The sequence below is a fragment of the Paraburkholderia strydomiana genome (genome assembly GCF_031456815.1).
GTDB lineage: Bacteria > Pseudomonadota > Gammaproteobacteria > Burkholderiales > Burkholderiaceae > Paraburkholderia > Paraburkholderia caledonica.
The window spans coordinates 420,261-447,074 of the sequence record NZ_JAVDVL010000003.1; the positions used below are offsets into that span (position 1 = coordinate 420,261).

General features: G+C 62.7%; 24 protein-coding genes. 14 read left to right on the forward strand and 10 right to left on the reverse strand.

Going from position 1 to position 26,814, the window contains the following annotated elements; genetic code table 11:
* Window positions 1-63 precede the first annotated feature (63 nt).
* From J2W46_RS11430 to J2W46_RS11455, 6 genes are all read right to left on the reverse strand, one after another.
* A complete protein-coding gene (locus tag J2W46_RS11430) occupies window positions 64-864 on the reverse strand; it encodes a transglutaminase family protein (RefSeq protein WP_088173324.1) in 801 nt (266 codons plus the stop codon).
* Window positions 865-874: 10 nt separating this feature from the next.
* A complete protein-coding gene (locus J2W46_RS11435) occupies window positions 875-1,825 on the reverse strand; it encodes an alpha-E domain-containing protein (RefSeq protein WP_020068174.1) in 951 nt (316 codons plus the stop codon).
* Between the two features lie 141 nt (window positions 1,826-1,966).
* Complete coding sequence (locus tag J2W46_RS11440) at window positions 1,967-3,376, reverse strand: circularly permuted type 2 ATP-grasp protein (protein ID WP_027777539.1); 1,410 nt, start codon at window positions 3,374-3,376, stop codon at window positions 1,967-1,969.
* A gap of 409 nt (window positions 3,377-3,785) precedes the next feature.
* Window positions 3,786-4,238, reverse strand: a complete 453-nt coding sequence (locus J2W46_RS11445) for an HU family DNA-binding protein (protein ID WP_020068172.1) — start codon at window positions 4,236-4,238, stop codon at window positions 3,786-3,788.
* Window positions 4,239-4,688: 450 nt separating this feature from the next.
* Complete coding sequence (pdxR, locus tag J2W46_RS11450; RefSeq protein ID WP_310353736.1) at window positions 4,689-6,176, reverse strand: MocR-like pyridoxine biosynthesis transcription factor PdxR; 1,488 nt, start codon at window positions 6,174-6,176, stop codon at window positions 4,689-4,691.
* Between the two features lie 103 nt (window positions 6,177-6,279).
* Window positions 6,280-7,821: a peptide MFS transporter gene (locus J2W46_RS11455; protein ID WP_310353739.1), complete on the reverse strand. Its 1,542-nt coding sequence runs from the start codon at window positions 7,819-7,821 to the stop codon at window positions 6,280-6,282.
* 445 nt (window positions 7,822-8,266) lie between these two features.
* Between J2W46_RS11455 and J2W46_RS11460 the strand changes: the two genes are divergently transcribed.
* The 7 genes from J2W46_RS11460 (at window position 8,267) to J2W46_RS11490 (ending at window position 16,238) form a co-directional block, all read left to right on the forward strand.
* Window positions 8,267-8,839, forward strand: a complete 573-nt coding sequence (locus J2W46_RS11460) for a cupin domain-containing protein (RefSeq protein ID WP_020068169.1) — start codon at window positions 8,267-8,269, stop codon at window positions 8,837-8,839.
* 173 nt (window positions 8,840-9,012) lie between these two features.
* Window positions 9,013-10,629, forward strand: a complete 1,617-nt coding sequence (locus J2W46_RS11465; RefSeq protein ID WP_310353742.1) for a peptide ABC transporter substrate-binding protein — start codon at window positions 9,013-9,015, stop codon at window positions 10,627-10,629.
* A 15-nt stretch (window positions 10,630-10,644) separates the two neighbouring features.
* The gene (locus tag J2W46_RS11470; RefSeq protein WP_020068167.1) at window positions 10,645-11,583 is read left to right on the forward strand and encodes an ABC transporter permease subunit; all 939 of its coding nucleotides are present in this window, start codon (window positions 10,645-10,647) and stop codon (window positions 11,581-11,583) included.
* A 2-nt stretch (window positions 11,584-11,585) separates the two neighbouring features.
* The gene (locus J2W46_RS11475) at window positions 11,586-12,500 is read left to right on the forward strand and encodes an ABC transporter permease (protein WP_027777533.1); all 915 of its coding nucleotides are present in this window, start codon (window positions 11,586-11,588) and stop codon (window positions 12,498-12,500) included.
* 1 nt (window position 12,501) lies between these two features.
* Window positions 12,502-13,503 carry an ABC transporter ATP-binding protein gene (locus tag J2W46_RS11480; protein WP_310353744.1) on the forward strand — a complete coding sequence of 334 codons (1,002 nt, stop codon included), beginning with the start codon at window positions 12,502-12,504 and terminating at the stop codon, window positions 13,501-13,503.
* Window positions 13,500-14,519: an ABC transporter ATP-binding protein gene (locus J2W46_RS11485; RefSeq protein WP_087753919.1), complete on the forward strand. Its 1,020-nt coding sequence runs from the start codon at window positions 13,500-13,502 to the stop codon at window positions 14,517-14,519. The genes J2W46_RS11480 and J2W46_RS11485 overlap by 4 nt, the downstream gene beginning before the upstream one ends.
* A gap of 156 nt (window positions 14,520-14,675) precedes the next feature.
* A complete protein-coding gene (locus J2W46_RS11490) occupies window positions 14,676-16,238 on the forward strand; it encodes an OprD family outer membrane porin (protein WP_027804654.1) in 1,563 nt (520 codons plus the stop codon).
* A gap of 80 nt (window positions 16,239-16,318) precedes the next feature.
* Here the strand turns inward: J2W46_RS11490 and J2W46_RS11495 are convergent, their stop codons facing one another.
* Window positions 16,319-17,218: an IclR family transcriptional regulator gene (locus J2W46_RS11495; protein ID WP_087753920.1), complete on the reverse strand. Its 900-nt coding sequence runs from the start codon at window positions 17,216-17,218 to the stop codon at window positions 16,319-16,321.
* Between the two features lie 276 nt (window positions 17,219-17,494).
* On the opposite strand from J2W46_RS11495, the gene J2W46_RS11500 reads away from it, so the two are divergent.
* From J2W46_RS11500 to J2W46_RS11530, 7 genes are read left to right on the forward strand one after another with little or no spacing between them, the layout of a single operon-like run.
* Window positions 17,495-18,586: an ABC transporter ATP-binding protein gene (locus tag J2W46_RS11500; RefSeq protein WP_087753921.1), complete on the forward strand. Its 1,092-nt coding sequence runs from the start codon at window positions 17,495-17,497 to the stop codon at window positions 18,584-18,586.
* Window positions 18,579-19,493 carry an ABC transporter permease gene (locus J2W46_RS11505; protein ID WP_310353750.1) on the forward strand — a complete coding sequence of 305 codons (915 nt, stop codon included), beginning with the start codon at window positions 18,579-18,581 and terminating at the stop codon, window positions 19,491-19,493. The genes J2W46_RS11500 and J2W46_RS11505 overlap by 8 nt, the downstream gene beginning before the upstream one ends.
* Window positions 19,494-19,520: 27 nt before the next feature.
* Window positions 19,521-20,315: an ABC transporter permease gene (locus J2W46_RS11510; protein WP_131318868.1), complete on the forward strand. Its 795-nt coding sequence runs from the start codon at window positions 19,521-19,523 to the stop codon at window positions 20,313-20,315.
* A 23-nt stretch (window positions 20,316-20,338) separates the two neighbouring features.
* Window positions 20,339-20,707 (forward strand): (2Fe-2S)-binding protein, encoded by a 369-nt coding sequence (locus J2W46_RS11515; protein ID WP_310353752.1) that lies wholly within the window; start codon window positions 20,339-20,341, stop codon window positions 20,705-20,707.
* Window positions 20,704-22,137 carry an FAD/NAD(P)-dependent oxidoreductase gene (locus J2W46_RS11520; RefSeq protein WP_310353754.1) on the forward strand — a complete coding sequence of 478 codons (1,434 nt, stop codon included), beginning with the start codon at window positions 20,704-20,706 and terminating at the stop codon, window positions 22,135-22,137. Before J2W46_RS11515 ends, J2W46_RS11520 begins: the two co-directional genes overlap by 4 nt.
* Entirely contained in the window at window positions 22,130-23,257 is a 1,128-nt protein-coding gene (locus tag J2W46_RS11525) for an NAD(P)/FAD-dependent oxidoreductase (RefSeq protein WP_310353757.1), read from the forward strand. Before J2W46_RS11520 ends, J2W46_RS11525 begins: the two co-directional genes overlap by 8 nt.
* A 29-nt stretch (window positions 23,258-23,286) precedes the next feature.
* Complete coding sequence (locus J2W46_RS11530; protein WP_020068155.1) at window positions 23,287-24,333, forward strand: ABC transporter substrate-binding protein; 1,047 nt, start codon at window positions 23,287-23,289, stop codon at window positions 24,331-24,333.
* Between the two features lie 76 nt (window positions 24,334-24,409).
* On the opposite strand, the gene J2W46_RS11535 is transcribed toward J2W46_RS11530, so the two are convergent.
* The 3 genes from J2W46_RS11535 to J2W46_RS11545 all read right to left on the reverse strand — a co-directional run bounded on the left by J2W46_RS11535 (window position 24,410) and on the right by J2W46_RS11545 (window position 26,809).
* Complete coding sequence (locus tag J2W46_RS11535) at window positions 24,410-24,709, reverse strand: hypothetical protein (RefSeq protein WP_088173314.1); 300 nt, start codon at window positions 24,707-24,709, stop codon at window positions 24,410-24,412.
* 69 nt (window positions 24,710-24,778) lie between these two features.
* Window positions 24,779-25,714 carry a 2-dehydropantoate 2-reductase gene (gene panE, locus J2W46_RS11540; RefSeq protein ID WP_310353760.1) on the reverse strand — a complete coding sequence of 312 codons (936 nt, stop codon included), beginning with the start codon at window positions 25,712-25,714 and terminating at the stop codon, window positions 24,779-24,781.
* 129 nt (window positions 25,715-25,843) lie between these two features.
* Window positions 25,844-26,809 carry a nucleoside hydrolase gene (locus tag J2W46_RS11545; protein ID WP_310353762.1) on the reverse strand — a complete coding sequence of 322 codons (966 nt, stop codon included), beginning with the start codon at window positions 26,807-26,809 and terminating at the stop codon, window positions 25,844-25,846.
* Between the last annotated feature and the right edge of the window lie 5 nt (window positions 26,810-26,814).

Below are 26,814 nucleotides of genomic sequence, written 5' to 3' on the forward strand. Positions count from 1 at the left end.
CGGACCGAACTCGGCCGAAGGCAGCGTACACAGCCACCTTCCGTGCGCTTGCGGCCCCGCAACCTACTGAGACATCTGCGCGCTGACCGTTACCGAGACTTCCAACTCCTCTTCCCTGCCGCCGATCCGCCGGCCGCGCACCGGCGCCGCAGCCTCGTAGTCACGCGCGACCGCCAGCCTGCAGTAGATTTCGCTGGCAAAGGCCGCATGCGTGACGTCGATCGACACCCAGCCCGTGCCGTCTACCCACACGTCCACCCATGCATGGCTCGCCGCATGCGGCACGTCGCCGGGTTCGATATAGCCGCTCACGTAGCGCGCCGGAACTCCACGCGCGCGGCAACAAGCGAGCATCAGATGCGCATGGTCCTGACAGACGCCATTGCCGAGCGCGAGCGCCTGCGCCGCCGTGCTGGTGACCTCGGTGATGCCGGGGTGGTACTTCACGCGCTCCACGATCCGTTCGGACAGCGCGATCAGATTCGCCGAACTGGTGAGGCTCGGGACCGAGCCCGCCAGTTCGCGGATCGCCGCGTCCGCTTCGGTCAGACGCGTCGCGCACGTGAAGTGCTCGAGCGGAATCGGGCCGACGTCGTCGAGAAGCCGGCCGTCGATCAGCGCAATCGTCTCGACCTCGCCCGACACCTGCAGCCGGATCTCGCTATGCGGCTTGTTGATGACGAGCGTATGCAGCACGTTGCCATAGGCGTCGAAGGCCGGGTCGAGCTTGCCCGGCGTGTCGATGCTCCAGCGCCGCACCATCTGGGAAGCGCCGTTGGCTGGAGTCAGGCGCAATTGCTGGATTGAATAATGGACAGTCGCTTCGTAACGATAGGACGTGTCGTGGCGGATCGTCAGGTACATAAGCACTCCGTCAGGCGACTGGCAGCATGAGATAAGTACGCGCGACGAGATTGCCCAGCTCGAACACGCGAGCGAGGAACTGGGTCAGGTAGGCGTGCAGGCCGGCTTCGAAAATCTGCCGGATGTCGGAGTACAGCAGTTCGGCGCGCAGCTTGCCGGCAAAACGCTCGCACTGGTTCGAGCCGGACGTTCGCAGCATCGCCAGATTCGCGCAGACGCCTTCGAGCGAAGCCAGCAGCGAACGCGGCATCTGCTGGTTCAGGATCATCAGCTCGACCACACGCGCTGGCGTGACGACATCGCGATACACCTTGCGATAAATTTCCAGCGCGGACACAGAGCTCAGGATCGAAGTCCAGTAATAGAAGTCTTCGAGCTGGCGCGCGGCGTCGCGTGAATTCGGTTCGACGTCGGCAAAGCGCACGTCGAGAATTCGCGCGGTGTTGTCGGCGCGTTCGAGGAAAGTACCCAACTGCGTGAAGAAAAACGCGTCGTCCTGCAGCGCCGTGCCGATCGTCACGCCACGCGAAAGATGCGAGCGGAACTTCACCCATTCGAACAACGCGCCCGGATTGGCCGCTGCCTGACCAGACGAAATGCGCTCGTTGAATTCGAGCCACGTATCGTTGATGGTCTCCCACCATTCGGTCGTCAACGTACCGCGAACGGCACGCGCGTTTTCGCGCGCCGCCTGCAGGCACGAGTGAATACTCGAGGGGTTGTTCGCGTCCGCCACCATGAAGTCGAGCACGTGTTCGCGCGTCGGCTCGTCGTAGCGTTGTGCGAACGCTGTTTCGAGTTCGGAAATGCGCAGCACCGAACGTTGTGCGCGCGCCTCCTGATCGGGCGTCTGCGGCAGCAGAAGCGCCTTCAGATTGATATCGAGCATGCGGGCGGTGTTCTCCGCGCGCTCCATGTAGCGGGCCATCCAGAAAAGGTGATCGGCGGTGCGGCTTAACATGACGGCGTTCCGTATCTGATGACGCGAAGCTCGATGAAGTGAAAGCTCGCGCTGGTTATCCGTATGCGCCGGCGGCTTAGTGATAAACGCCCCGGCGCGCTGGGTTGCGGGCGCGGTGGTTGCAACCGCGCGGCAACTGCGTCAGTCGACCATCCACGTGTCCTTGGTCCCGCCTCCCTGCGACGAATTGACGACGAGTGAGCCTTCCTGCAACGCGACGCGAGTGAGTCCGCCCGCGACCATCGTGACGGTCTTGCCTGACAGCACGAACGGACGCAGATCGATGTGGCGCGGCGCGATGCCGGCTTCGACGAACGTGGGGCACGCGGACAGCGCCAGCGTGGGCTGAGCGATATAGCCCGCCGGCCGCGCGATCAGACGCTCGCGGAACGCTTCGATCTCGGCTTTCGTCGACGCGGGTCCGACCAGCATCCCGTAGCCGCCCGCGCCATGCACCTCTTTCACGACCAGTTCCGGCAGATGCGCAAGCGTGTAAGCCAGATCGTCGGGCTTGCGGCACTGGAACGTGGGAACGTTGTTCAGAATCGGCTTCTCGCCCAGATAGAACTCGATCATTTCCGGCACGTACGGATAGATCGATTTGTCGTCGGCGATGCCGGTGCCCATCGCGTTCGCGAGCGCGACCCGTCCCGCGCGATACGCAGTCAGTAGGCCCGGCACGCCCAGCGCCGAATCGTTACGGAACGCGAGCGGGTCGAGAAAATCGTCGTCCACGCGGCGATAGATCACGTCCACACGCTTGGGTCCCTGCGTGGTGCGCATGAACACATAGTTGTCGTCGACGAAAAGATCTTTGCCTTCCACCAGCTCGACACCCATCTGCTGCGCGAGGAACGTGTGCTCGAAATACGCGGAGTTGTACATGCCCGGCGTGAGTACCACCACGACCGGATCGTCGACGCCTTCGGGCGCTACCGAGCGCAGCGTATCGAGCAGCAGATCGGGATAATGCGCGACCGGCGCAATGCGGTTCTGTACGAATAGCTCGGGGAAAAGCCGCATCATCATCTTGCGATTTTCGAGCATGTACGACACACCCGACGGCACCCGCAGATTGTCTTCGAGCACGTAGAACTCGCCCTCGTCGCCAGCGCGCACCACGTCGACACCGGCAATATGCGCGTAAACACCGAGCGGCACATTCACGCCCTGCATTTCCGGCCGATATTGCGCGTTGGTATAAACCTGCTCAGCGGGCACGATGCCCGCGCGCACGATTTTGCGATCGTGGTACACGTCGTGGATGAACAGATTGAGCGCCCTCACCCGCTGACGCAAACCCGCTTCGAGCGTCTTCCATTCGTCGCGCGGAATGATGCGTGGAATCAGGTCGAAGGGGATGAGCCGCTCGGTTCCCGACAGGTCGCCGTTCACCGCAAACGTAATACCGACCCGGCGAAACAGCAGGTCCGCTTCGGCACGCTTGCGTGCGATCGCTTCGTTTCCCTGCTTCGAGAGCCACCGTTCGAAGCGCGCGTAGTGTGGCCGCACGGCATCGTCATGATGACGCATCTCGTCATAGCATCGCATGTCACGCCCCGCTCTTGTTGTCGGATAGAAGGCGAATGCGCTGCGCATTCGGTGTTCGATATTCGTTCAAGCAAGCGCTATGCCATTCGGCTTTTAGCGCATGAAACCGCAGACGTGCACACGAACAGCGCATAGCGGGGCAAAGGGTCTCGCTGTCATCGTACTGCGGCAGCACACGATGCGCTAGTACAGTGCACGCGCGAATGGCGGATGCACCGCATCGCGCTTTTGGGACCTGCGGCGCGCATTAGGAGCGCAAGAACGAGCGTAAACTTGGGCGCAAAAAAATCCCCGTGAACTTTCATTCACGGGGATTCATACGACTTGCAGTGCGGAATTGCAGTGCGTGAGCCGCGGAGGTCAACCAACGCGAACGTGGTCAACCGCCTGGGCGACGCGCGATGCGCAATTAGCCTGCTGCAGCGTCCTTCAGCTTCTTCAGCGGGCGTGCCTTGATGCGCACGCTAGCCGGCTTGGCCGGGAACCAGCGCTCTTCGCCCGAGAACGGGTCTTTGCCGAAGCGCTTTTTCTTGGCCGGCACAGCTTGCACGACGATCTTCAGAAGACCCGACAGCGTGAATTCGCCAGCGCCCTTCTTGTGAACAGCGCCGAGGATCGTGTCTTCGAGTGCGGCCAGAACAGCCTTCGCAGCCTTCGGTTCCACAGCGGCGCGTTCAGCAACGTGTGCAGCCAGCGAGGCCTTCGTGAAGGTGTCCTTGATCGGCGACGGTGCGCTGGACGCCTTCACGGCGACCTTCTTAGCTGCGGGAGCTTTCTTCGCAGGGACTTTCTTTGCAGCAACCTTCTTGGTCGGTACCGGGGCAGCAGCCTTCTTGGCCACCTTTTTTGCGGAAGTCGGCATGTTTCTCCTACCTGTTGTGGTCAGTGAATTGCACGAAGCGCATACGGTATGTGCACGCTTCAACGCCGGATTCTACAAGCGCTGATGCGATTTGCGCGACTCTTTTATGTATAACAGCGCAGGTTTGTTGCGCGGCGCAGACTGCGCGACACATTTTGATCCTTGTTTCAGGGGCTAAACTGCTTTGGCGGCCCCTTCAACACGGACACGTAACGTGCGTTACAAGCGGTTTCAGTGCATGTATAGCGGCACATTCTGCACGGCGCGATGGATCGAGACGTGCCATCGCCCGGTCATTTTTGGCGCTGCGGGCACCGCGTCTCGACGTTCGCTGGACGGCATTGGCCTTGTCTTCGATTCGCGAAGCGACCGGCAACCGGCGCTTCGGGTAACTCCGCATTGGCCGCGCCACGCGAATCCATGCAACGCCATCGCGTCGCATCGGACGTCTCAGTTGCCAGGCGACGAAGCGAGGCGCGCAAGGATGCCCGCAAGTGTCCCGAGCGACGTATCGATATGTGGCTCGGCGATGTTGCCGTAGCCGAAAATCAGACCGGCCTGTGGTTTGGCGCGCTGATAAAACGGCGCGAGTCCGTACAGACCGATCGACGCCTCGCGCGCCGCCGTCACCACGGCCTGCTCCGTCAGCGGCGCTCGCAGGCGCGCCGCTATATGAATGCCTGCCGTCGGCACGATCGGCTCGAACCACGGTGAAAGCCCGCCTTGCAGATGTTCGAGCAGTCGTGCGCGCCGCGCCGCGTACGTCTTGTGCATGCGCCGCAAGTGCTTGGCGAAGTCGCCGTTGAGCATGAACGACGCCAGCGCGGTTTGCGTCAGCGTGCAGCCGTGCCAATCCGCAATCTGACGCGCCTTGTAAAGCGGCCCGTAAAGCGAAGCGGGCGGCACCACGTAGCCGACCCGCAACTCCGGAAAGATAGTTTTCGAAAACGTACCCACGTATGCAACCAGGCCGGCGCGGTCGAGGCTTTTCAACGGCTCCATCGGCCGGCCTTCGAAACGGTACTCGCAGTCGTAATCGTCTTCGATGATCACCGCGCCGCGTTTCTGCGCCCATTCGAGCAGCTCGACACGACGCTCGAGACTCATCGGCATACCCAGCGGAAACTGATGCGACGGCGTCACGTAGACAAGCCGCGCATTGTCCGGCAGTTTGCCGACGATCAAACCTTCACGGTCGACGGGCACATGCGCCACGCGCGCACCGGTCGCCTCGAAACACGCATGCGCCGGCGGATAACCGGGATCTTCGATGGCGGCGACTTCGCCGGGACCGAGCGTCACGCGCGCGAGCAGGTCGAGCGCGTGCTGCGCGCCTTGCGTGACGATCACCTCTTCCCAGTTGCTCGACACCGCCCGATTGAACGCGAGATAGCGCGCGATCGCCAGACGCAACTCCTGTTCGCCGGCTGCGTCGCGATACGTTCCCTGTCCGCGCGCTTGCGTACGCAACGCATGATTCACGCAGCGGCGCCAGACGTCGAATGGAAACAGCGTCTTGTCGGTGGCACCGCCTATGAAATCGTACGGCGACGCCACCGATGGCCGCGGCACCGGCAAGCTGTCGGGCATCTGCTCCCACAGCGGTTGTGCGCGCGCCGCGTCCCGCCTGCCCTTCGCACGTTCGCGCGACGAGTCTGCCACGCGCGCATGCGGCGAGCGCTCCACCGGCAAGCGCTCGAGACCGTCGGCGACGAACGTTCCCGAACCGGCTCGCGCGGTGAGATAGCCTTCCGAAAGAAGCCGCTCGAACACGTCGAGCGTTGTCTTGCGCGACACGCCCAACTGCGTCGCGAGATCGCGCGTCGACGGCAGCCGCGTGCCGCCGGCAAGACGCCCTTCGAGTATGCCGGCTCGCAACTGGCGATAGATCTGTCCGGACAGGTCGTGATGCCCTTCTACGGCGATGTGGATTTCCATTTGACCGGCTACCTGAGATGTCCGCGCCATGATACTTCGGCGAGGCCAGACGGCAGCAAGACGGCAGCCCCAGACTGAATCCACCGCGTTCCGGCGGACCGGCTTATTCCGTCACCGCGCTGCCGGCCGTAGCAGACTGCGTTGCGCGGTCGCGCGCGTCGTTGCCGGATCGCTGATGTTCACGCGAGAGCTTGCGCATCAGCGGCAACAGCAGTACCGCGACGAGCGCACCGGCGGCGGCAAGCCAGCCGAGACCGGTGAAGAGCTTCGTATAAAGCGGCAATGACACGAGCGGGTCCATGTCGCCGGCCGGCATCTGCGCGAAATTCGCGACCACGCTGCCCAGATACTGCGACACACCGGTCGCAACGAAGTACGCGCCCATCATGAAGCCGCCCATACGAGCGGGTACGTAGCGGGCGATCATCGCGAGGCCGAGACCACTCACGAGCAGTTCGCCGAGCGAATACAACCCGTAGCCGCCGACCATGAACCACGACGACACGCGTCCATTGACAGCCGAGTGACCGCTTGCCGCATAGACGAAGAAGCCGGCCGCCACCACCGCGAAGCCGAACGCGTATTTCACTGCGACCGGGACGTCGTTGCCGCTTTTCGCGAGCCGCGTATAAAGCAGCGCAAGCAACGGGCTCAGCAGCATGATCCAGATGGGATTGAGCGCCTGAAATTGCGCCGCGCTCCAGGTAAAGAGCGTCGCGCCGAACAGCGAGAACCGCGGATCGACGTTGCGCAGCGCGAACAGCGTGAGCGACGTAGACATCTGCACATAGAACACGAAGAACAGGATCACCTGAGCGGTGAGGATCAGCGCAGCCACGAGACCCGCGCGTTCCGAGCGTTCGCACTTGAGGAGCATGTAGCCGAAAATAGCCAGAATCGCGGCGCCCGCTGCATACACGCAGGCGACTGCGATCGCCTTGTGCTGCAGCACGAACATGGTCGCCACGCCCAGCGCGACGCCGCCAATTGCGACCGCGCCGACGCGCCGCCAGCGTACCGGTTCGGCGTCCGGGGCGGAGCCGATATGCGCCAATGTGCGGAACATCACGAAGTAGTTCGCCACCGACAACAGCATGCCCGCGCAGCAGACGCCGAAGGCCGTATGCCAGCCCCAATGGTCCTTGATCCACGGCGTGGCGAGCATGGAAACCGTCGAGCCGATATTGACCGCCATGTAGTAGATCGTGAACGCGCTGTCGATGCGCGCGTCGTCGCCTTCATAGATGCGCCGCACGAGATTCGCCGCGTTCGCCTTGAAAAGACCGTTACCCACGACGATCACGCCAAGCGACGCGTACACGAACGCAAGCTGGTCGTTGGGCAGCGCCAGCATCAGATAGCCGGCGGCCAGCACTACGGCACCGAAAATCATCGTGCGGCGCGCGCCCAGAATGGTGTCGCCAATCCAGCCGCCAATCGACGGCGACGCGTAGACGAGCGCGGTGAAGGCGCCCCACGTGAGTGTCGCGTGGCTGTCTGCAAAGTGCAGCTTGTCGATCATGAACAGCACGAGCAGCGCAGCCATGCCGTAGTAGCCGAAACGTTCCCACATCTCGATCAGAAAGACGGTCGAAAAAGAACGCGTCTGCGAAATATGCGCACCAGCGCGTCTGGATGATTCCATCATCTACCTCTTGCTTGAAACAGTTGTGTGCGGTGGCAAGGACTTGCGAGCCGCCGCGAAAAATCGAATTGCGGAGAACGGTCCGGCGTTCATGAGTTGTCGGTCCCGGCGGTGGGAGTTGCATCTCGCCAGCCCATACTTAGGGATTGGAGAGCGGCATCGGAAACTGTCCGTCGTGTCATGCCCTTAACGTCTTGATATTCAGTTTGCATAGCCTTGCAAAGCGCCGAAACCTCGCGCGATCCTGGAGGAAGAGACGCCCGGTTTCCTCGGCCTTATCGGTCAAATTGGCCGGAGGTCGTGTGGCTTCTGGCAACATAGCGTGCTGTCTCGAAAAATGTGACGCGTATCCAGGCGGGGCTCCAGGCCCGCAGTCCCGCCAAGGCGTCATCAAACCATATTTGTATATATCAAACAAATTTTGACGGGCTAATTTCCTCCTGCTATGGTCACGACAATTCATAAGAGCAATGCGGCACTCGAAATAGGCAGCAAGATCCGCGCGTTGCGGCAACGACTCAAGCGAACGCTGGACGACACGGCAACCGCGGCGGGAATTTCCAAGCCGTTTTTGTCGCAGGTGGAGAGAGGTTTGGCGTCGCCCTCCATCACGTCGCTTGCCGGCATCGCTCACGCGCTAGGAGTGACGGTTCAGTATTTCGTCGACACGCCTAGCGAAGAGCGGTCGGTAAGCCGCGGCGATCAGCTGAAGTTTTTCGGTTTCGCGGACTCGGCCAATCTGTTTGCCCGATTGACCAATGTGACGGGCGGCCGTCAGCTCGAGGCGATCCTCGTGAGAATGCCGCCGGGGCAAAAGCGCTCGGAAGTCACGACGCATGCCGGTGAAGAGTTCATGTATGTGATCGACGGCGAAGTGTCGTTGACGCTGGAAGGCAAGACGTTTGTGCTGCGCGCAGGAGACAGCGCGCATTACGAATCGACGGTGCCGCACAGCTGGGTGAACACCGCTCGCGTGGAGTCGGTGGTCGTCTGGGTCGGCACCCCGAGACTGTTTTAAAGAAGCGGGCTCCTTTTCCGGTTCATCCGGCAGGGACAGCCTGCATTACCAAATGTAAGGATTCCTGCATGTCGGACAAACAACAAGGGCCGCCCAGGCCCGAATAAGACAGATAGCCGGGCGCTCCCGCGTCAGCGCGTTTCTCTCTCGACCTTTCCTGCGATTCTGAACCGATGAAAACCCCGTTTGCCTATGCGACGGCGCTGAGTGCGCTCGTCCTTACATTTACCTCGTCCGCGTTTGCCGTCACGGTGCCGCCCGGCGTCACGCTCGCCGCCAGCCAGGAGATCACCCGCCAGGTGCCGGCGGAAACCGAATCGCTCGACCCCGCTCATATCGAATCGTGGACAGGCAACACCATTGCGCTCGACATGTTCGAAGGCCTCACGCGCATCGACGCGGCCGGCGCGGTCGTCCCCGGCGTCGCGCAATCGTGGACGCGCACCGGGCCCGACACGTGGGTCTTCAAGCTGCGCCACGACGCGCGCTGGAGCAACGGCCAGCCGGTCACAGCAGCAGACTTCATTTACGCATGGCAACGCGTGCTCGATCCGAAGACAGGCTCTAAATACACGGTGCTGGTCGAATTCGTGAAGAACGCGAAGGCGATCCTGGCGGGTAAGGCGCCGCTGTCGAGCCTCGGCGCACGAGCCGTCGATCCGTACACGATCGAAGTCACCACCGAAGTGCCCGCGGCCTTCTTCCCGCAGCTTGCCGCGATGCCGACCATGGCGCCGGTCAATCGCGACGTCGTGGCCCGGTTTGGAAACGAGTGGACGCGGCCGGGCAACTTCGTCGGCAACGGTCCTTACACGCTCGCCGACTGGCAACCCAACAACCGTCTCGTCGGCGCGAAGAGCAAGACCTATTGGAACGCGAGCAAGGTCGTGATCACGAAAGTGACCTATTTGCCGATCGAAAACGATGAAACGGCCATGCGCATGTACCAGGCCGGCCAGTTCGATTACACGTATTCGATTCCGTCGGGCATCTATGCACAAGTGAGCAAGCAGTTCGGCCCCGAGCTAAAGACCGGGCTGCAGATCGCCACCTACTACTACAGCCTGAACAACGAAGATCCGATCTTCAAGGACAAGCGCGTGCGTCAGGCGCTTTCGATGGTGCTCGACCGCGACCTGCTGACGCAGCGTCTGACCGCCGACGGCGAGTTGCCGATGTACGGCCTCATCTCCAAGGGTACGCAAGGCGCGGCAGTCTTCAAGCCGGATTGGGCCGGCTGGCCGATGGCAAAGCGCGTCGACTACGCACGCAATCTGCTGAAGAGCGCCGGCTATTCCGACGCGAAGCCGCTTACTTTCACGCTGACGTACAACACGAACGACCTGCACAAGAAGGTCGCGCTTTTCGCGACGTCCGAATGGCGCACCAAGCTCGGCGTGAATACGAAGCTCGAAAACGTCGAATACAAGGTGCTGCTCAAGCAACGGCATGACGGCAAGGTGCAGGCCTCGCGCGACGGCTGGTTCGTCGATTACAACGACGCGATGTCGTACTTCGACCTGATCCGCTGCAATAGCGTGCAGAACGATCAGCGCTACTGCAATCCGCAAGTGGACAAGATCGTCGACGAAGCCAACCAGCAACTCGACGACGCAAAGCGCACCGAGCTTCTCACGAAGGCGCATGACACGGCAATGAACGACTACCCGATGGTGCCGCTCTTCCAGTACTCGGCGGTGCGGCTCGTGAAGCCGTACGTGGGCGGCTATACGTCGACCAACTACGTCGACCAGCGCGCCACACAAGACATGTATCTGATCAAGCACTAAGCGCGGAGCATCGACATGCTGGCCTATACGCTGCGCCGCACGCTCTGGGCGATCCCGACGATTCTCGCCGTGATCACCGCGTGCTATCTGCTGCTGCATCTCACGCCGGGGGGGCCATTCGACACCGAGAAGCAACTTTCGGCGGCCGTGCTCGCGAATCTCAACGCCAGGTATCACCTCGACGAACCCTTGTGGCTGCAGTACTTCCACTACCTCGGTTCGCTGCTGCACGGCGATCTCGGGCCGTCGTTCCGCTACGCCGACTGGTCGGTCAACGACCTGGTGTGGAAAGCGTTGCCGGTGAGCCTCGGCGTGGGCGGCGTGTCGGTGCCGATTGCAGTCGTGATCGGCGTCACGCTCGGCACGCTGGCCGCGGTGCGCCGCGACCGTTTCGTCGATCACGCGGTGATGGTGCTCGGCAACATCGGCAACGTCGTGCCGCCGTTCGTGCTGGGGCCCGTGCTCGTCTGGATCTTCGCGATCCTGCTGAAGACCTCGGAAGGTCACGGCTGGCTGCCTGCGGGCGGCTGGGGCGAAGGCGAATGGCGCTATCGCGTGCTGCCGATCGTGCTGCTCACGTTCATCAACGTGGCTGCAATTGCGCGGGTAATGCGCGGCAGCATGATCGAAGTGCTGTCCGGCAACTTCATTCGCACGGCTCGCGCGAAAGGCTTGCCGGGCCGCACGATCGTGTTGCGTCACGCGCTCAAGCCGGCGCTCATGCCTGTCGTGTCACTGCTCGGCTCGGTCTGTATTTCGTCGATCACGGCGGCTGTCGTGACCGAGTCGGTATTCGCACTGCCGGGGCTCGGCCAACTGGTGGTGAACGGCGCGATCAATCGCGATTACACGCTGGTGCTCGGCCTCGTCGTGCTGACGACCGCCGTTGCAGTGCTTTTCAATCTGCTGGTCGACCTCGCGTATGCGTGGCTCGATCCGCGTATCCGGTACTGATCATGGCCCGCTCCATTCAATCGACTGCCGCGGCGCTCGATCCGCTCGCGGCCATTGCCAGCGCCCCCCGCTCGCGCGGGCCGCTCGCTACCGCCGCCGCGCGCTTCGTACGCAACCGCGCGGCGTTCACCGGTTTTGCCGTTCTGTTGCTGATCGTGATCGCATGCGTGGCCGGTCCGTGGCTGCTGCCCAACGGCCCTATCGACAGCGACTGGTCCGCGATCAGCCTGCCGCCCACGCTGCAAAACATGCACTGGTTCGGCACCGACGAGCTCGGCCGCGACCTGCTCGCGCGCACGCTGCAAGGCGGGCGCGTCTCGCTTGAAGTCGGCTTGCTCGGCACGCTCGTGTCGGGACTGATCGGCGTTGCATATGGCGCGACCGCGGGTTATCTCGGCGGCCGCGTCGATGCGGTGATGATGCGCATCGTCGACATGATGTACGCGATTCCCTACATGCTGATCGCCATTCTGATGATGACGATGTTCGGCCGCGCGTTCTATCTCGTCGTGCTGACCATCAGCGCGTTTTCATGGCTCGACATGGCGCGCGTGGTGCGCGGCCAGACGCTGTCGCTGCGCTCGCGCGAGTTCATCGACGCGGCTAAGGCCATCGGCGTGAGTTCGCGGTCGATCATCGTGCGTCATATCGTGCCGAACCTGTTCGGCGTCGTCGTGGTGTACGCCAGTGTGACCGTGCCCAACATCGTGCTGACGGAGTCGGTTTTGTCGTTCCTCGGTCTCGGCGTGCAGGAGCCGATGACAAGCTGGGGCGTGCTGATTCAGGACGGCGCGCAGAAGCTGGAATCCATGCCCTGGCTTCTGCTATGCCCGGCCGTGATGCTGTGCGTGACGCTCTATTGCGTGAATTTTGTCGGCGACGGTTTGCGCGACGCTTTCGATCCGAAGGACCGCTGACATGCCGCTACTCGAAGTCAAAAACCTGAGCGTGCGCTTCACGCGCCGCGAAGGCGCACCCGTCGACGCGGTGCAACGCGTGTCGTTTTCGCTCGAACCAGGCCGCACGCTCGGCATTGTCGGCGAGTCCGGATCGGGCAAGAGCCAGACGGTCATGGCCTTGCTGGGTCTCCTCGCGGGCAACGGCAACGTTTCCGGCGAAGCGCTCTATCGCGGCGAAAACCTGCTTGCGATGAACGAAGCGGCACTGAACAAAATCCGCGGCGATCGCATCGGCATGATCTTTCAGGACCCGATGACCTCGCTCAATCCGTTCCTGACGATCGAACGGCAGATGACCGAAACGCTGCAACTGCATCGCAAGATGTCGCGCCGCGACGCGCGCCGCCGCGCGATCGAAACGCTCGAAACGGTGCGCATTCCCGATTCCGCACGCCGCATCGGCATGTATCCGCATGAATTTTCCGGCGGCATGCGGCAACGCGTGATGATCGCAATGGCGCTGCTGTCCGAGCCCGAAATCCTGATCGCCGACGAACCCACCACCGCGCTCGACGTAACCGTGCAGGCGCAGATCATCGAGTTGCTGCGCGAACTGAATCGCGAGCGGGGCACGGCGATCATTCTGATCACGCACGACATGGGCGTCGTCGCGGGCCTCTGCGACGACGTGATGGTGATGTACGCCGGCCAGACCGTCGAGCAGGCGAGTGCCGCATCGCTCTTTGCGGCGCCCACGCATCCGTACACGCGCGGGCTGCTCAACGCATTGCCGCGTCTCACCGACAGCTCTGACGACGACCGTCCGTTGCAAACCATTCCCGGCAATCCGCCGCTGCCTGGCGAAGTCGGCGCAGGTTGCACATTCGCGCCGCGCTGTGCGTACTGCAGCGATCAGTGCCGCCAGTCGCGTCCTGCGCTCGTTGCAGCGGACGGCGATCCGCAAGCACTGCGCGCCTGCCACCGTCCGGTCGGAGAAATACTCGAGGCACAACACGTATGAACGCGACTTCCATCGCAAGCGGCGAAGCAACGACCTTGCTCTCAGTCGAACAACTCAAGGTGCAGTTCGGTGTGCCACGCGGTGGCTACCCGTGGTCAGGCAAGACGACATTGCGAGCCGTGGACGGCGTGTCGTTCAGCGTTCGACGCGGTGAGACGATCGGCCTTGTCGGCGAATCCGGTTGCGGCAAGTCGACGCTCGCGCGCGCGATCATCGGGCTCGCGCCAGTTGCAAGCGGCAGCGTGCGTTGGCTCGGCAACGAAACCGTATTGCCCAACGCGCGCCGCGATACGACGCTGCTGCGCCGCGACGTGCAAATGATTTTCCAGGACCCGCTCGCATCGCTGGATCCACGCATGACGATCGAACAGATCGTCGCCGAACCGTTGCTCACACACGGCAAGGACATCGCGCGCGCCGACGTGCAGCGCCGCGTACTGACCATGCTGGAGCGGGTCGGCCTGAACGCGCAGCATCTACGCCGCTATCCGCATGAGTTCTCGGGTGGCCAATGTCAACGCGTGGGCATTGCGCGTGCGTTGATCGGCGAGCCGCAACTGGTGATCTGCGACGAACCGGTGTCCGCACTCGACGTGTCGATCCAGGCGCAGATCGTCAATCTGTTGCGCGATCTGCAACGGGAGTTGTCGCTGTCGCTACTGTTCGTCGCGCACGATCTCGCGGTGGTCAAGGCAATCAGTCACCGCGTGCTCGTGATGTACCTGGGACGCGTGATGGAATTCGGCGACAAGCGCGATGTGTACGGCACGCCGCGTCATCCATACACGCGCGCTTTGCTGTCCGCTGTGCCGGTGCCCGATCCGGCGATCGAGCGAGCGCGGCGCCATCTGCTGTTGCGCGGCGAAATCGCTTCGCCGCTGAGCCCACCGTCGGGCTGCGCGTTTCGCACACGGTGTCCGGATGCGATCGACGCTTGTGCGGCTCAGATTCCGCAACCCGTGACGCACGGCGCGAACTCGACACGAGTGGCGTGCATCCGCGTTAGCAACGATTAGGTTCCGGACGTTTTAACCAGCGGCCCCACATTCACCGGCGCGGCGTTAATGCCACGCCGTGGGATTCGCTCGTCATGTCATCAGCATGACGAGCGATCAGCATGGACTGGCTAAGCGCCAGCCAGAGTTTCAATAACAACTGTCGAGACATTCCCAATGAAACATAACCCAACAAAAAACCGGTCAAAAAAGTCCGGACTCACTGCCGCGCTTTGCTGTGCAATTACCCTCCCCGCCATGGCCGTTGCCGCGAATGCGTATGCCGACGACGCCATAGCGCAGCCCTCGACCAGCCCGGCTATCGTGCCGCCTGCCGCGCAAACGTTGTCGTCGCCCGCGCAGGTCTCGCAGGCTCAGCCTGCGAACAAGCGCCGCGCGGACCAGGGCGGTCAGATCCGCAACGATCAGCCGGACACGACGAACGCCATCGTCAACGCCGAGGCCTCGCAAATCGTCACGCCGCCCACGCCGCCATCGAGCCAGGCGGCGAGCCAGGGCTTCATCGCGGATAGCCACCTGAACCTGCAATTCCGCAATTACTCCGACTACTTCCAGGCACCACCCACGACTTACCGTCATGCGTGGGTGCAAGGCATGCAGGTCAACTATGAATCCGGCTTTACGCAAGGTCTGATCGGCTTTGGCGTCGACGCGTCGCTGTTCGCGGCGCTGAAGCTCGACGGCGGCAACGGCGCGGGCAACATGGTGCACGTCGGGAAAAGCGGCGGCGGGTCGCAACAACTCGCGTGGGCGTACCCGGGCATGTACGACATCAAAGGACGCATTTCGGAAACGGTCGTGAAATACGGTCTGCAAGACGTGACGAACCCGTTTCTCGAACCGCACGACAACCGCGCGCTGCCGCCGACCTTTCTTGGCGTTTCGCTCGTCAGCAACGATCTTGCTCACACGACGCTCGAGGCCGGCAGCTTCACCAAGGTCGATGCACGCGGTCACACGAATCTGAGCAATCTGACCACATCGTATGGCGGCACGCGAATCGACCGCGTGACCTATCTCGGCGGCACCTGGCACTATGCGAAGAACGGCGAGATGGCTCTGTACGTCGATCAGGCCGACGACGTCTGGCGCCAGTACTACGGCTCGGTCGCGCAGTCGTTCGGCGATCCGACCACGATCAAATGGAGCGGGCTCGCCAACATCTACTCGACGCACGACACAGGCGCGTCGCGTCAGGGGCACATCAACAGCAACGCCTATAGCGTGTCCGTGTCCGCGCAACACGGCCCGCACGCGCTGCTGCTCGGTTATCAGCAAGTACTCGGCGACCAGTTCTTCGACTACGTGAACGAAACGAACGGCATCTACCTGACGAACTCGATGGACGTCGACTACAACGCGCCGCATGAACAGTCGCTGCAACTGCGCTATACATTCGACGGAAAATACGCGGGCGTGCCGGGGCTGAAGGCGATGTTCTGGGGCGCGTATGGCTGGGGCGCCGATGGGTCGGCGGGTGCTGCGGAAAACGCGTCGCCGTCAGCCGCGTTGCACGATCTCTACTGGAAGAACGGAGAGCCGGTGCACGGCCATCATCACGAGTTCGGTTTTATTCCGAGCTATACGCTGCAAAGCGGCCGCTTCAAGGACACCAAGGTCACCTTCATCGCCATGTGGCATAACGCCAGCTATCACTACTCGGACGGCAACAACATGGAATACCGTCTCGTCGTGAACGTGCCCGTGAAGGTGTTTTAGGCGCACCGTTCTCGTTCGATGCAAGGGCGTCGCGTTGCGCAGTTTGCGCGCGACGCCCTTTTGTCGCACGCCTGTGCCGCTTATTCCTGCTCCGAGCCGGCGATGCGCACACTGGTCATGGCGCGCGACAAGCCATGCATGGGCCGGCGCAGGGCGACATCGAACGGATTGGTTTGCGGGCCGATCGCTTCGGCCTGACGGCGCAGCAGTTCGACGACCATCGGCAAGCGGTCGTCGCTCAAACGCGCCGCGAGCGTACCCACGCTCAATGCCGCGACCGCCACGCCGGTGCGGTCGAGAATCGGCACAGCCACGCCTGCCATGCCGTCGAGCACGCCGCTATTGCGGCCCGCGTATCCCAACTGCCGCACGCGTTCGATCTCGGTGCGCAAGTACACTTCGTCCAGCACTCCGTAGCCGCGAATTCGCGGCACATTGAAGCGGATGATTTCCTCGCGCTCCGCCTCGGGCAGGAACGCGAGAATCGCGAGACTGCCCTGCCCCACGCCCAACGCCACGCGCCCGCCAATATCGCCCGTGAACGAGCGGATTGGAAACGGGCCTTCGCAGATGTCGAGACACACCGCGTCGAAACTGCTTTTGACAAGCAGGAAGATCGTGTCGCCAAGACTCGCGCAAAGCCTCAACAACGCGGGGCGGCATAACGTGCGCATGCCACTCGGGTTTCCTGCTTGCGCCGCAAGCGCGAAAAAATTCACGCTGAGGCGATAAAGCTTCGAGTTTTCGTCCTGTTCGACGATGCCTTCCGCGATCAACGCGTGCAGGATGCGATGCACGGTGGCCTGCGTCAGACCCACTGCTTTCGCGAGACGCGTGACGCGACCGCCGTCGGGCTGCGCTTCCGACAATGCGCGAATCACGGCGAAAGCGCGTTCCAGCATGCCCGTGCCGGGAACCGCGCCCGGTTCGGCGGTTTCGGCGGTCCCGCTTCTGGTGTCTCGCTTGGCGGCAGCATTCATCTCTTTTGGCTCGTTTGTATTTCAATCACCGGAATACTATAAAGCGTTTGCGTGATTGATGGAATCGCAGCCGTCCGCCCCGCCTCGCTACACCACCACAGTTTCATAGGGTTTTTACCACTGCTGTGCAGTGAAACACTCACCGCCGCATTCCGTCTCGACATTCCATTGAACGGAATGTTTATGATTTAAATATCGCCAATCGGAATTTCAAATTGACGCCGCATAATTTGGCTGGCTAGAGTCGGCGTCATCGAGGCATCTAAAGGCCACATCATGTCGTTCCTCACACTTACAGACGTCACGAAATCGTTCGGCGACCTTCAGGCCGTTGCGGACGTCAATCTGTCGGTGGAAAAAGGCGAGTTCGTTTCGCTGCTCGGCCCTTCGGGCTGCGGCAAGACGACGACGCTGCAGATGATCGCCGGCTTCCTCGAAACAACGCGTGGGCGCATCACGCTCGACGGTCGCGACATCACGCATATGAAGCCGAACAAACGCGGCCTCGGCGTGGTGTTCCAGAGCTACGCGCTCTTCCCGCACATGAGCGTGGCGGAGAACGTCGGCTTCGGACTCGAAATGCGCAATGTCGACAAGGCGGAGCGCAACGAACGCGTGCGCGAAGCGTTGTCGCTCGTGCGGCTCGATCAGCTCGCGCACCGCTTCCCGCGCGAGTTGTCGGGCGGGCAGCGGCAACGCGTGGCGATTGCGCGCGCAATCGTGATCGCACCGCCCGTGCTGCTGCTCGATGAACCGATGTCGAATCTCGACGCCAAGCTGCGTGAAGACATGCAGTTCGAACTGCGCGGCATTCAACGCAAGATCGGCACGACGACAATCATGGTCACACACGACCAGTCAGAGGCGCTGTCGATTAGCGACCGCGTCGTGGTGATGGAAGCCGGCCGCATCACGCAGATCGACACGCCATACGAGGCGTACGAGCGCCCGGAGAATCGCTTCGTCTCGCAGTTCATCGGCAAGGCCAACATGTTGCCGGGCACGGTGATCGCGCGCGAGGGCGACGCGATTCGCATCGACCTCGGACACGATCTGTGCGAGACCGGCCGTACCGCGCAATTGCCGATGCGCGAGCGCGTGGTCGGCGTAGGCGACGCGGTGACGCTGTGCATTCGCCCGGAAAAACTCCGGCTCTGTCCGCCGGACGCGGGACGTGTGCCGGCCACGGTCACGAGCCGCTTTTTCCTCGGTAGTCAGTGGTTGTATCGCCTCGACAGCCGGCTCGGCGAAGTGCTGGTGTGCTGCCAGAACGAAGGCAATGAGCCGTTGCCCGAAGGCGCGGCAGTCGGCGTCGACTGGAACAGCGAAGCGATCCGCTTTATCCAGCGGGATGCGCATCATGGATAGCACGCTGCCCGCAACGGAGAACGGCAAGTCCGCGTCCGCAGGCGTGAAGCGTGCGCCGTGGCGCGCATTCTTGCCGCTGTGGCTCATGTGCCTGCCTGCGTTCCTGCTGTTCGTCGCGCTCGTGCTCGTGCCGCTTCTGATGACGCTTGTGTTGAGCTTCTATCGTTTCGATCCGGCAAGCGGCCCGCTCGCCGCGTTCCAGTTCGGCAATTACGCGGAAGTGCTGGGCTCATCGTATTTCCACACGATCTTTCTGCGCACGTTCGGCATTGCGTTTCTCGTCACGCTGCTGTGCGTCGTGATCGGCACGCCAGAAGCATATGTGCTGTCGCGCATGCGCGATCCGTATCGTTCGATGTTCCTGCTGGTGATTCTCGCGCCGCTGCTCGTCTCGGTCGTCGTGCGTGCGTTCGGGTGGAGCATGCTGCTCAACAGCAACGGACTCGTGAATCAGGCGTTCGGCCTCTTCGGCCTCGGCCCCTACAAGCTCGAGTACACCACCTTCGCGATCGTCATTGCACTGGTGCACGTCATGCTGCCCTTCATGGTGATTCCCGTGTGGACCGCGTTGCAGAAACTCGATCCGCAAACGGAGAACGCAGCGCTGTCGTTGATGGCGTCGCCCGCAACGACGCTGCGCCGCATCGTGTTGCCGCAACTCACGCCTGGCATTCTGTCGGGCAGCCTGATGGTGTTCGGTTTGTCGGCAAGCGCATTCGCGATTCCCGGACTGCTCGGCGGACGCCGGCTAAAGGTCGCCGCGACCGCCGTCTACGACGAATTCCTCGGCTCGCTGAACTGGCCGCTCGGCGCCACCATCGCGCTGCTGTTGCTGGTTGCGAATCTGATCGTGATGCTCACTTACTACCGGGTTCTGGAACGCAGATACACCAGAAGCCTGGGCTGACACAGCGGTTCATCGCGCGGAAATATCATGAGAAAGAACGGTCCCATTGCGTTGATTTTCCACACGCTCGTCATTGCGTTCGTGCTCGCGCCGCTTGTGATCGTCGTGCTGGTCGCCTTCACGCCCGACGAAACGCTCACGCTGCCCACGCACGGTGTCTCGCTGCGCTGGTTTCGCGCGATTCTCAACTACCCCGACTTCATCTCGGCGTTTTTCAACAGCCTGAAGCTCGCGTTTGCATCGGCGACGCTCTCGCTGATCGTCGCACTGCCCGCCGCGCTCGCCATTGGCCGCGCGCGCTTTCCAGGCCGTGCTTTTCTGAACGGCTTGCTGCTCTCGCCGCTAGTGATTCCCGGTCTTGTACTCGGCATCGCACTGCTGCGGTTTTTCGCGCTGATCGGCGCGACTGGCTCGTTCGCGTGGTTGATCCTCGCGCACATGATCATCATTACGCCGTTCGTCATGCGGCTCGTGCTGGCCTCGGTAAGCGGCCTTGACCGCAGCGTGGAACACGCCGCGCATTCGCTCGGAGCCGATTCGTGGACCGCGTTTCGCCGCATCACGTTGCCGATGATTCTGCCCGGCATAACCGGCGGCTGGCTGCTGGCCTTTATCAACAGCTTCGACGAACTGACGATGTCGATCTTCGTAACGTCGCCGCAAACCGTCACGCTGCCCGTTCGTATGTATATGTACGCGACAGAATCCATCGATCCGATGATGGCCTCCGTCTCCGCGCTCGTGATCTTCATTACGGCGGGAGCAATGCTGCTGCTCGATCGCGTGTATGGACTCAACCGCATTCTGATCGGCCAGCACTGATGTCTTCTTCTGTTCATGCCCTCATGCAGTCCAATTCCTCGCCGTCCGACGCCGCAGTGCCCACAGGCGAGGCTCAGTTCGTCCGCATCGCCGAAACGCGGCGCGAACCTCTGCACTTTTATCTCGACGGCCGGGAAGTGTCCGCTCTGCAGGGCGATACATTGCTGACCGCCGTGCTGATGCAACAGCGGCGCGTGCGCGACAGCGAATTCAGCGGTGCGCCGCGCGCCGGTTTCTGCCTGATCGGCGCGTGCCAGGACTGCTGGATGCGCACCGAAGACGGCAAACGTCTGCGCGCGTGCTCGACGCTCGTCACCCCGGGACTGCGGGTGCTGACGCGTATCGAACCGGCAAGCGCCGCAGCGAAAAGCCACAGTGGAGACGCGCAATGAGCGACGATCGCCGCATTGTGATTGTCGGCGCCGGACCGGCCGGCGTGCGCGCTGCCGAAACGCTGGTCGCGGCAGGCATGCGTCCCACCGTGGTAGATGAAAATGCGCGCTGGGGTGGACAGATCTACCGGCAGCCACCGGAACATGGCGGCTTCCAGCGCTCGAAGAAGACGCTCTACGGCTTCGAGGCGCGCAAAGCCGACGCGTTGCATACGACAATGCAAGCGCTCCTGCCTTACATCGATTATCGGCCCGACACACTCGCGTGGGCTTGCGAAACCGGTCGACTCGACACACTTCAGGCGGGACGCGAAATCAGTGTGCCGTTCTCGCATCTGCTCATTGCGAGCGGCGCGACGGACCGCGTTTTGCCTGTGCCCGGCTGGACCTTACCCGGCGTCTATACACTCGGCGCGGCCCAGGTCGCGTTAAAGTCGCAAGGCTGCGCAATCGGCCGGCGCGTGGTGCTCACGGGCACAGGCCCATTGCTGTATCTCGTCGCATATCAGTACGTCAAAGCGGGCGCGCAGGTCATGGCCGTGCTCGATACGAGCCCGCTCAGCCAACAGATTTCGGCCGCTTCGAAACTCGCCCGGCTTCCGGCGACATTCGCCAAGGGTCTGTATTACGTCGGCTGGCTCAACGCGCATCGCATACGTATCGAACGGGGCGTGAAGCTTGTTGGTATTCGCGGCACGCGCAATGTCGAGGCAATCGAATGGTGCTCCTCCGAAAATAGTTCGGTTACCGAATCAATTGTATGTGACGCGGTGGGCATCAGTTTCGGCCTGAAGCCCGAAACGCAGCTTGCGGATCTCGCCGGTTGCCGTTTCCGGTTCGACGCGCTCAACCGTTGCTGGCTGCCCGAACTCGACTCCGCCGGGCGCAGCTCCGTGAGCGGGCTCTATCTGGCCGGCGACGGCGCAGGCATCGCGGGCGCCGACGCTGCCGAACTCGCGGGACGCCGCGCCGCGCTGGCCTTGCTCGACGATCTCGGCATCCAACATCCACGCGGACCCGGCATGCTCGACGCCGCATCGATTGAACGCAAGCTGCAACATATCTCCGTCTTCCGCGCGGGCATTGAGACGGCATTCGAACCGCCCCCGAAATGCGCCGCGCAATGGCCCGACGACATGACCGTCTGTCGTTGCGAGGAAGTCGATGCGGGCACGTTACGGCGTTGCATCCGCGGTGGCGAAGCGAACGAGATCAACCGCCTGAAGGCGCTGACTCGCGTCGGCATGGGTCGTTGCCAGGGACGCATGTGCGGCGAAGCCGCGCTTCTATTGCTCGCCGAAGAAACCGGCCGCCCACTCGAAGCAGTTGGCCGCCTGCGCAGCCAGCCGCCAGTCAAACCCATCCCGCTGTCGCCCGCGATGTATGCCGACGATGTCGCTGCGATTCCAGAGGAGGCCCGCGATGAGTGACGCACCGCACTACGAGGTGGCGATCGCGGGCGGCGGTCTCGTCGGTTCGTCGGCGGCACTCGCGCTTGCCAGGCGCGGCTTGCGCGTGGGCCTCTTCGAGCGGCGCTTTTGCGGCGCGCAGGCGAGCGGTGTGAACTACGGCGGCGTACGCTGCCAGGGCCGCCCGGTCGAGCAGATGCCGCTCGCCATGCGCGCGCGTCGTATCTGGGACCGCTTGCCGGACCTGATCGGCATCGACGGCGAATTTACGGTGTCGGGACATTTACGCCTCGCTCGCAGCGAGAGCGACCTTGCCGCGCTTCAGCAATGGGCGGATATGGCGCGCGATTACGGACTCCACGCGCAGTTGCTGAGCGGCGCGCAGTTTCGCGAGCGCTATCCGTGGCTCGGCGCGGCGGCTGTCGGCGGATCGTTATGCGCGAGCGACGGACACGCGAATCCGCGCCTCGTGTCGCCCGCATTTGCGCGCGCTGCGCGTGCCGCGGGCGCGGACGTGCGCGAGCAGACCGCATTGAGCGGCATTCATCACGACGGCAAGCGCTTCCATATGCGCGCGGGCGACACGCAGATCAGCGCGGACTGGCTGATCAATTCCGCCGGCGCGTGGGCGAATACGGTGGCGGGCTACTTCGGCGAAAGCGCGCCGATGAAGCCGATCTATCCGAACATGTGGGTCACCGAGCCGCTGCCGCTTTTCATCACGCACAACCTGGGCGTGTATGGCGGCGGCATCTATGCGCGGCAAGTGGCGCGCGGCAATTGCGTGATCGGCGGCGGACGCGGGCATGGCGACGGCGAATACGGTCAACCGTCGACGGAAACCACGCGGGCCGTCATGCGCGACGCGTGCGCGCTGCTGCCCGCGTTGCGCGAGGCGCTACTGATTCGCACATGGAGCGGTGTGGAAGGCGAGACGCCCGACAGCAATCCGATCATCGGGCCGAGCCGCGCAGTGCCGCGTCTGTTGCATGCATTCGGCTTTTCGGGCGGGGGCTTTCTGCTCGCGCCCGGAGTTGGCGAGGTGCTCGCCGATCTCGTTATCGACGGCACCACGGCCACGCCTCTCGACGCTTTTTCGATTGGCCGCTTTGCGCAGCTTGCTACTTCATCCGTCGCTTAGATCACGTTTGTGAAACTCAGGAGCCTTTAATGAAATTGTTCAGGACGATCGCGGCATTGGCCGCATTGTGCGCATTCGGCGCGGCAGCACCCGCATGGTCGCAAACGAAGACGATCTACATCGGCATGAATGGCGGCCCGATGGAAAAGGCGTACACGAGCCAGGTGCTGCCCGACTTCGAGAAAGCGAACAATGTGAAAGTAGTCGTGGTGCCGGGCACGTCGTCGGATATTCTCGCTAAGCTGCTCGCAAACAAGGCGAGTCCGCAGATTCACGTAGTGTTTCTCGACGACGGCGTGATGGCGCGCGCCGTCAGCATGGGCGTATGCAAAAAGCTCGACGACTCGCCGGTGCTCAAGGAACTCTATCCGTTCGCGCGTATGAAGGACGACATGGGCGCGGGCGTGCAACTCGGCATGACCGGTATTGCGTACAACAAGAAGCTGTTCGCTGAAAAAGGCTGGGCGCCGCCTACGTCATGGATGGATTTCGCCGATCCGAAATACAAGGGCAAGGTGGTGTTCCAATCCGCCTCGAGCAGCACGTTCGGCCTGCACGGTTTCCTCGCGATCAACCGTTTGATGGGCGGTACCGAGCAGAACGTCGAACCGGGCTTCACGAAATGGGCCAGCACGGTTGGCCCCAACGTCGTCGAGTACGTGCCGAACTCGGCGAAGATTTCGGAAATGGTGCAGACCGGCGAGGCCGGCCTCTTTCCGCTGACGCCGACCGCGGTTGGCGATCTGGCCGATAAAGGAATTCCGGTCGGCTATGTGAATCCGAAGGAAGGTCCCGTGCTGCTGCTCGTCGATCTGTGCGTGGTCAACAACAACCCCGACCCGCAACTTGCACAAAAGCTCGCGCAGTTCCTGCTGTCCGCGCCGGCGCAGACGAAAGCCGCCGAAGCCGGCCGCCAGATTCCGACCAACCGTCTCGCGAAAATGACGCCGCCGATGCAGCAAAGCCTCGGCAACGTGGAAGACCTCGTACGCAAAGTCACGGTGGTGGACTGGGACACTATCAATGCGCACCGTGCGCAATGGGACACGCGCTGGAACCGGCAGATCGAACGCTAGGCTTCCCGCTTCGCCTGAATGAAACGCGCGCCACCGTGCTGCGGGGCGCGCGTTTTTACGTCATGTGGGTGGCGGCTCAGAAGATCACCGAGATCGCCACCGCGAGCCAGATTGCCATGACGCCAGCAAGAAACAGATGACGCGCAATGCGTATCCTGACGTCGCTTGTCTCCGGCTCCACGGGGCTCGTGGCCATCCACGGTACAAGCCCGAGGCATCCAAAGCCGATCAGCGCGAGTACGAACACAATAATGTCGGCAACACGCCACCCGGTCGGCTCATACATTCCCCAGTAGCCGAGGAAAGCGATACCGATCGAGAAAATCGTAGCCGACGCCGCGCTGAGCGCGGGCACTGATCCGATTGGAGCCGGCATGTTCGCCTCCGGTCATTGAGCGGTTACGGCAACCTCCGGTCACACGACTCGCGACTTGCGACCGAAGGCTTACGACGTGCGCGTTTGCCTCGCTTCATACGTCTTCAGATGGCTATACGCGATGCGCAACAACGTCAAAGCGTGGTCGCCGTTTTGCGCTTCGCCGCCGCGCGAGATCAGATCGCCGAGTATGTGATCCGCCTCAGTATGCGAGTGATTTTCCACGTCGCGCAACATGGACGCAGTGAGCGGAGACGGTGTGAAGAGCGTTTGCGTTGCGCGCGCATCGAAGTCTGGCGCCATGGTAAAGCTGTTCTGTTCCGCAACCGCGCGACACTCGCCGAGCAGGCCTTCGATTACGCGCTTGCCGTCGGGCGCGGACAGTATGTCGCCGATCGAACCGCGCATCAGACACGTGCTCGCCGCCAGCGTGGCGAGGAACACCCACTTTTCCCACATGCGCAACAGGATGTTCTCGCTGACGGTGACGTCGAAGTTCGCGCCGGCCATTGCATCGGCAATGGCTTGTACGCGTTCCGATATGCCGCCCGCTAGTTCCCCGAACGTAACCGCATGCATTTCGTTCAGGTGCACGATCTGCTGGTCCGCGTTGAGCGTGGCCGCAATCACGCATTGGCCGCCGAGCACTCGCGCTTCGCCGAATTTCTGCGTGAGCACGTCGATATGGCGCATGCCGTTGAGCATCGGCAAAATCAGCGTTGATTCGCCCACGAGCGGAGCAAATGAATCGATTGCGTCGTCGAGACTGTAGGCCTTGCAGCTTAGCAGCACGAGATCGAACGGCTCGGCGTTCACGCCGGCCAGAATCGTTTTGACGTCGCGCTGAGTGAGATCGCCGCGCGGGCTCCTGATCACCAGTCCGTCGCGCTGAAGCCTGTCCGCCCGGCCCGCGCGCACGAGGAAGGTGACGTCCTGCCCTGCCGCTGCGAGTCGTCCGCCGAAGTAGCCGCCTACCGCCCCCGCTCCCACCACTAGAATTCGCATCTCTGACCTCTCGAGTGAATGTCGTCGCTCGAAGCAATGTAGCAAAGATCGACGCAACGCATCGGACAAGCGCCCATGCTGGGCCTGACGTGAGCCGGCATTCTTCGTCCGGTCAACGAGACCGACCGTTCAACCTCGTGCGCACACTGTGCTCTCGTACAGCGCGAGCATGCCGGCCGCGTCAACGCCGACGCAAACCTGGCACTCCGGCCGCTCGTCCCAGTCCGGCGCGGGCACGGGCATAGTGGACGGCTTCTGAATAGTCTGGCCGACCGCGATGCCGTCCGTCAGCACCCGCACAGGACCGCTGCGCGTGGTGTACAGATGCGGCGCCAGCACATACGCGACGGCCGACGAATCGTGCACGTAGATGCCCTGGAGCTGCGCGCTTTGCTGATGAAACGCCTCGTAATGCCGCGACACGTCCCACACGAACTGGCCCGCCGCGCCGCCACGGTCGCGGATCGACGCCAGATACTCCTGGCTCATGACGGTGCGCTGCGTGACGTCGAGCCCGACAATCGCGACGGGCCACGCCGCGCCGAACACGGTATCGGCAGCATCGGGGTCGCCGAGAATGTTGGCCTCGGCTGCGGGCGTGACGTTGCCGAGCACGCCGTCCGTGCCGAATGCGCCGCCCATGATCACGACCTGCTTGACGAGCGGCGCGATCTGCGGATCTTCCGCAAGCGCCAGCGCAAGATTGGTCAGCGGGCCGACTGCAAGCAGCGTGACTTCGCCAGGATGCGCACGCACCGTGTCGATGATGAATCGGTGCGCGGGCCGTGCATCGAGCGGCGCATGTTCAGTGGCGCCCAGCGCGATGTTCCCGAGTCCGTTGTCACCGTGAATCCGCGCGAGCGGTTGCGGCGCGGCTCGCTTGAGCGGCGCCGCAGCGCCGCGCGCGACCGGCACGCCCGGCGCGAACCGGCCTGCAAGAAAGCGCGCGTTGTGCGTAGTGGTCTCGATCGTGGCGTTGCCGAATACGCTCGTTAGTCCGAGCAGTTCGATATCCGGATGCAGCGCCTGGAACACGAGCGCCATGGCATCGTCGACGCCGGGGTCGGTGTCGTAGATCAGCTTGTGCGTGCTCATGGCGT

Coding starts and splice junctions, on each gene's coding strand:
- J2W46_RS11435 (WP_020068174.1), bottom strand. CDS start 1,825: ATGTTAAGCCGCACCGCCGATCACCTTTTCTGGATGGCCCGCTACATG.
- J2W46_RS11490 (WP_027804654.1), top strand. CDS start 14,676: ATGAAACATAACCCAACAAAAAACCGGTCAAAAAAGTCCGGACTCACT.
- J2W46_RS11480 (WP_310353744.1), top strand. CDS start 12,502: ATGCCGCTACTCGAAGTCAAAAACCTGAGCGTGCGCTTCACGCGCCGC.
- J2W46_RS11525 (WP_310353757.1), top strand. CDS start 22,130: ATGAGTGACGCACCGCACTACGAGGTGGCGATCGCGGGCGGCGGTCTC.
- J2W46_RS11500 (WP_087753921.1), top strand. CDS start 17,495: ATGTCGTTCCTCACACTTACAGACGTCACGAAATCGTTCGGCGACCTT.
- J2W46_RS11505 (WP_310353750.1), top strand. CDS start 18,579: ATGGATAGCACGCTGCCCGCAACGGAGAACGGCAAGTCCGCGTCCGCA.
- J2W46_RS11485 (WP_087753919.1), top strand. CDS start 13,500: ATGAACGCGACTTCCATCGCAAGCGGCGAAGCAACGACCTTGCTCTCA.
- J2W46_RS11455 (WP_310353739.1), bottom strand. CDS start 7,821: ATGGAATCATCCAGACGCGCTGGTGCGCATATTTCGCAGACGCGTTCT.
- J2W46_RS11460 (WP_020068169.1), top strand. CDS start 8,267: ATGGTCACGACAATTCATAAGAGCAATGCGGCACTCGAAATAGGCAGC.
- panE (WP_310353760.1), bottom strand. CDS start 25,714: ATGCGAATTCTAGTGGTGGGAGCGGGGGCGGTAGGCGGCTACTTCGGC.
- J2W46_RS11465 (WP_310353742.1), top strand. CDS start 9,013: ATGAAAACCCCGTTTGCCTATGCGACGGCGCTGAGTGCGCTCGTCCTT.
- J2W46_RS11510 (WP_131318868.1), top strand. CDS start 19,521: ATGAGAAAGAACGGTCCCATTGCGTTGATTTTCCACACGCTCGTCATT.
- J2W46_RS11515 (WP_310353752.1), top strand. CDS start 20,339: ATGCAGTCCAATTCCTCGCCGTCCGACGCCGCAGTGCCCACAGGCGAG.
- J2W46_RS11430 (WP_088173324.1), bottom strand. CDS start 864: ATGTACCTGACGATCCGCCACGACACGTCCTATCGTTACGAAGCGACT.
- pdxR (WP_310353736.1), bottom strand. CDS start 6,176: ATGGAAATCCACATCGCCGTAGAAGGGCATCACGACCTGTCCGGACAG.
- J2W46_RS11445 (WP_020068172.1), bottom strand. CDS start 4,238: ATGCCGACTTCCGCAAAAAAGGTGGCCAAGAAGGCTGCTGCCCCGGTA.
- J2W46_RS11545 (WP_310353762.1), bottom strand. CDS start 26,809: ATGAGCACGCACAAGCTGATCTACGACACCGACCCCGGCGTCGACGAT.
- J2W46_RS11440 (WP_027777539.1), bottom strand. CDS start 3,376: ATGCGATGCTATGACGAGATGCGTCATCATGACGATGCCGTGCGGCCA.
- J2W46_RS11495 (WP_087753920.1), bottom strand. CDS start 17,218: ATGAATGCTGCCGCCAAGCGAGACACCAGAAGCGGGACCGCCGAAACC.
- J2W46_RS11475 (WP_027777533.1), top strand. CDS start 11,586: ATGGCCCGCTCCATTCAATCGACTGCCGCGGCGCTCGATCCGCTCGCG.
- J2W46_RS11520 (WP_310353754.1), top strand. CDS start 20,704: ATGAGCGACGATCGCCGCATTGTGATTGTCGGCGCCGGACCGGCCGGC.
- J2W46_RS11535 (WP_088173314.1), bottom strand. CDS start 24,709: ATGCCGGCTCCAATCGGATCAGTGCCCGCGCTCAGCGCGGCGTCGGCT.
- J2W46_RS11530 (WP_020068155.1), top strand. CDS start 23,287: ATGAAATTGTTCAGGACGATCGCGGCATTGGCCGCATTGTGCGCATTC.
- J2W46_RS11470 (WP_020068167.1), top strand. CDS start 10,645: ATGCTGGCCTATACGCTGCGCCGCACGCTCTGGGCGATCCCGACGATT.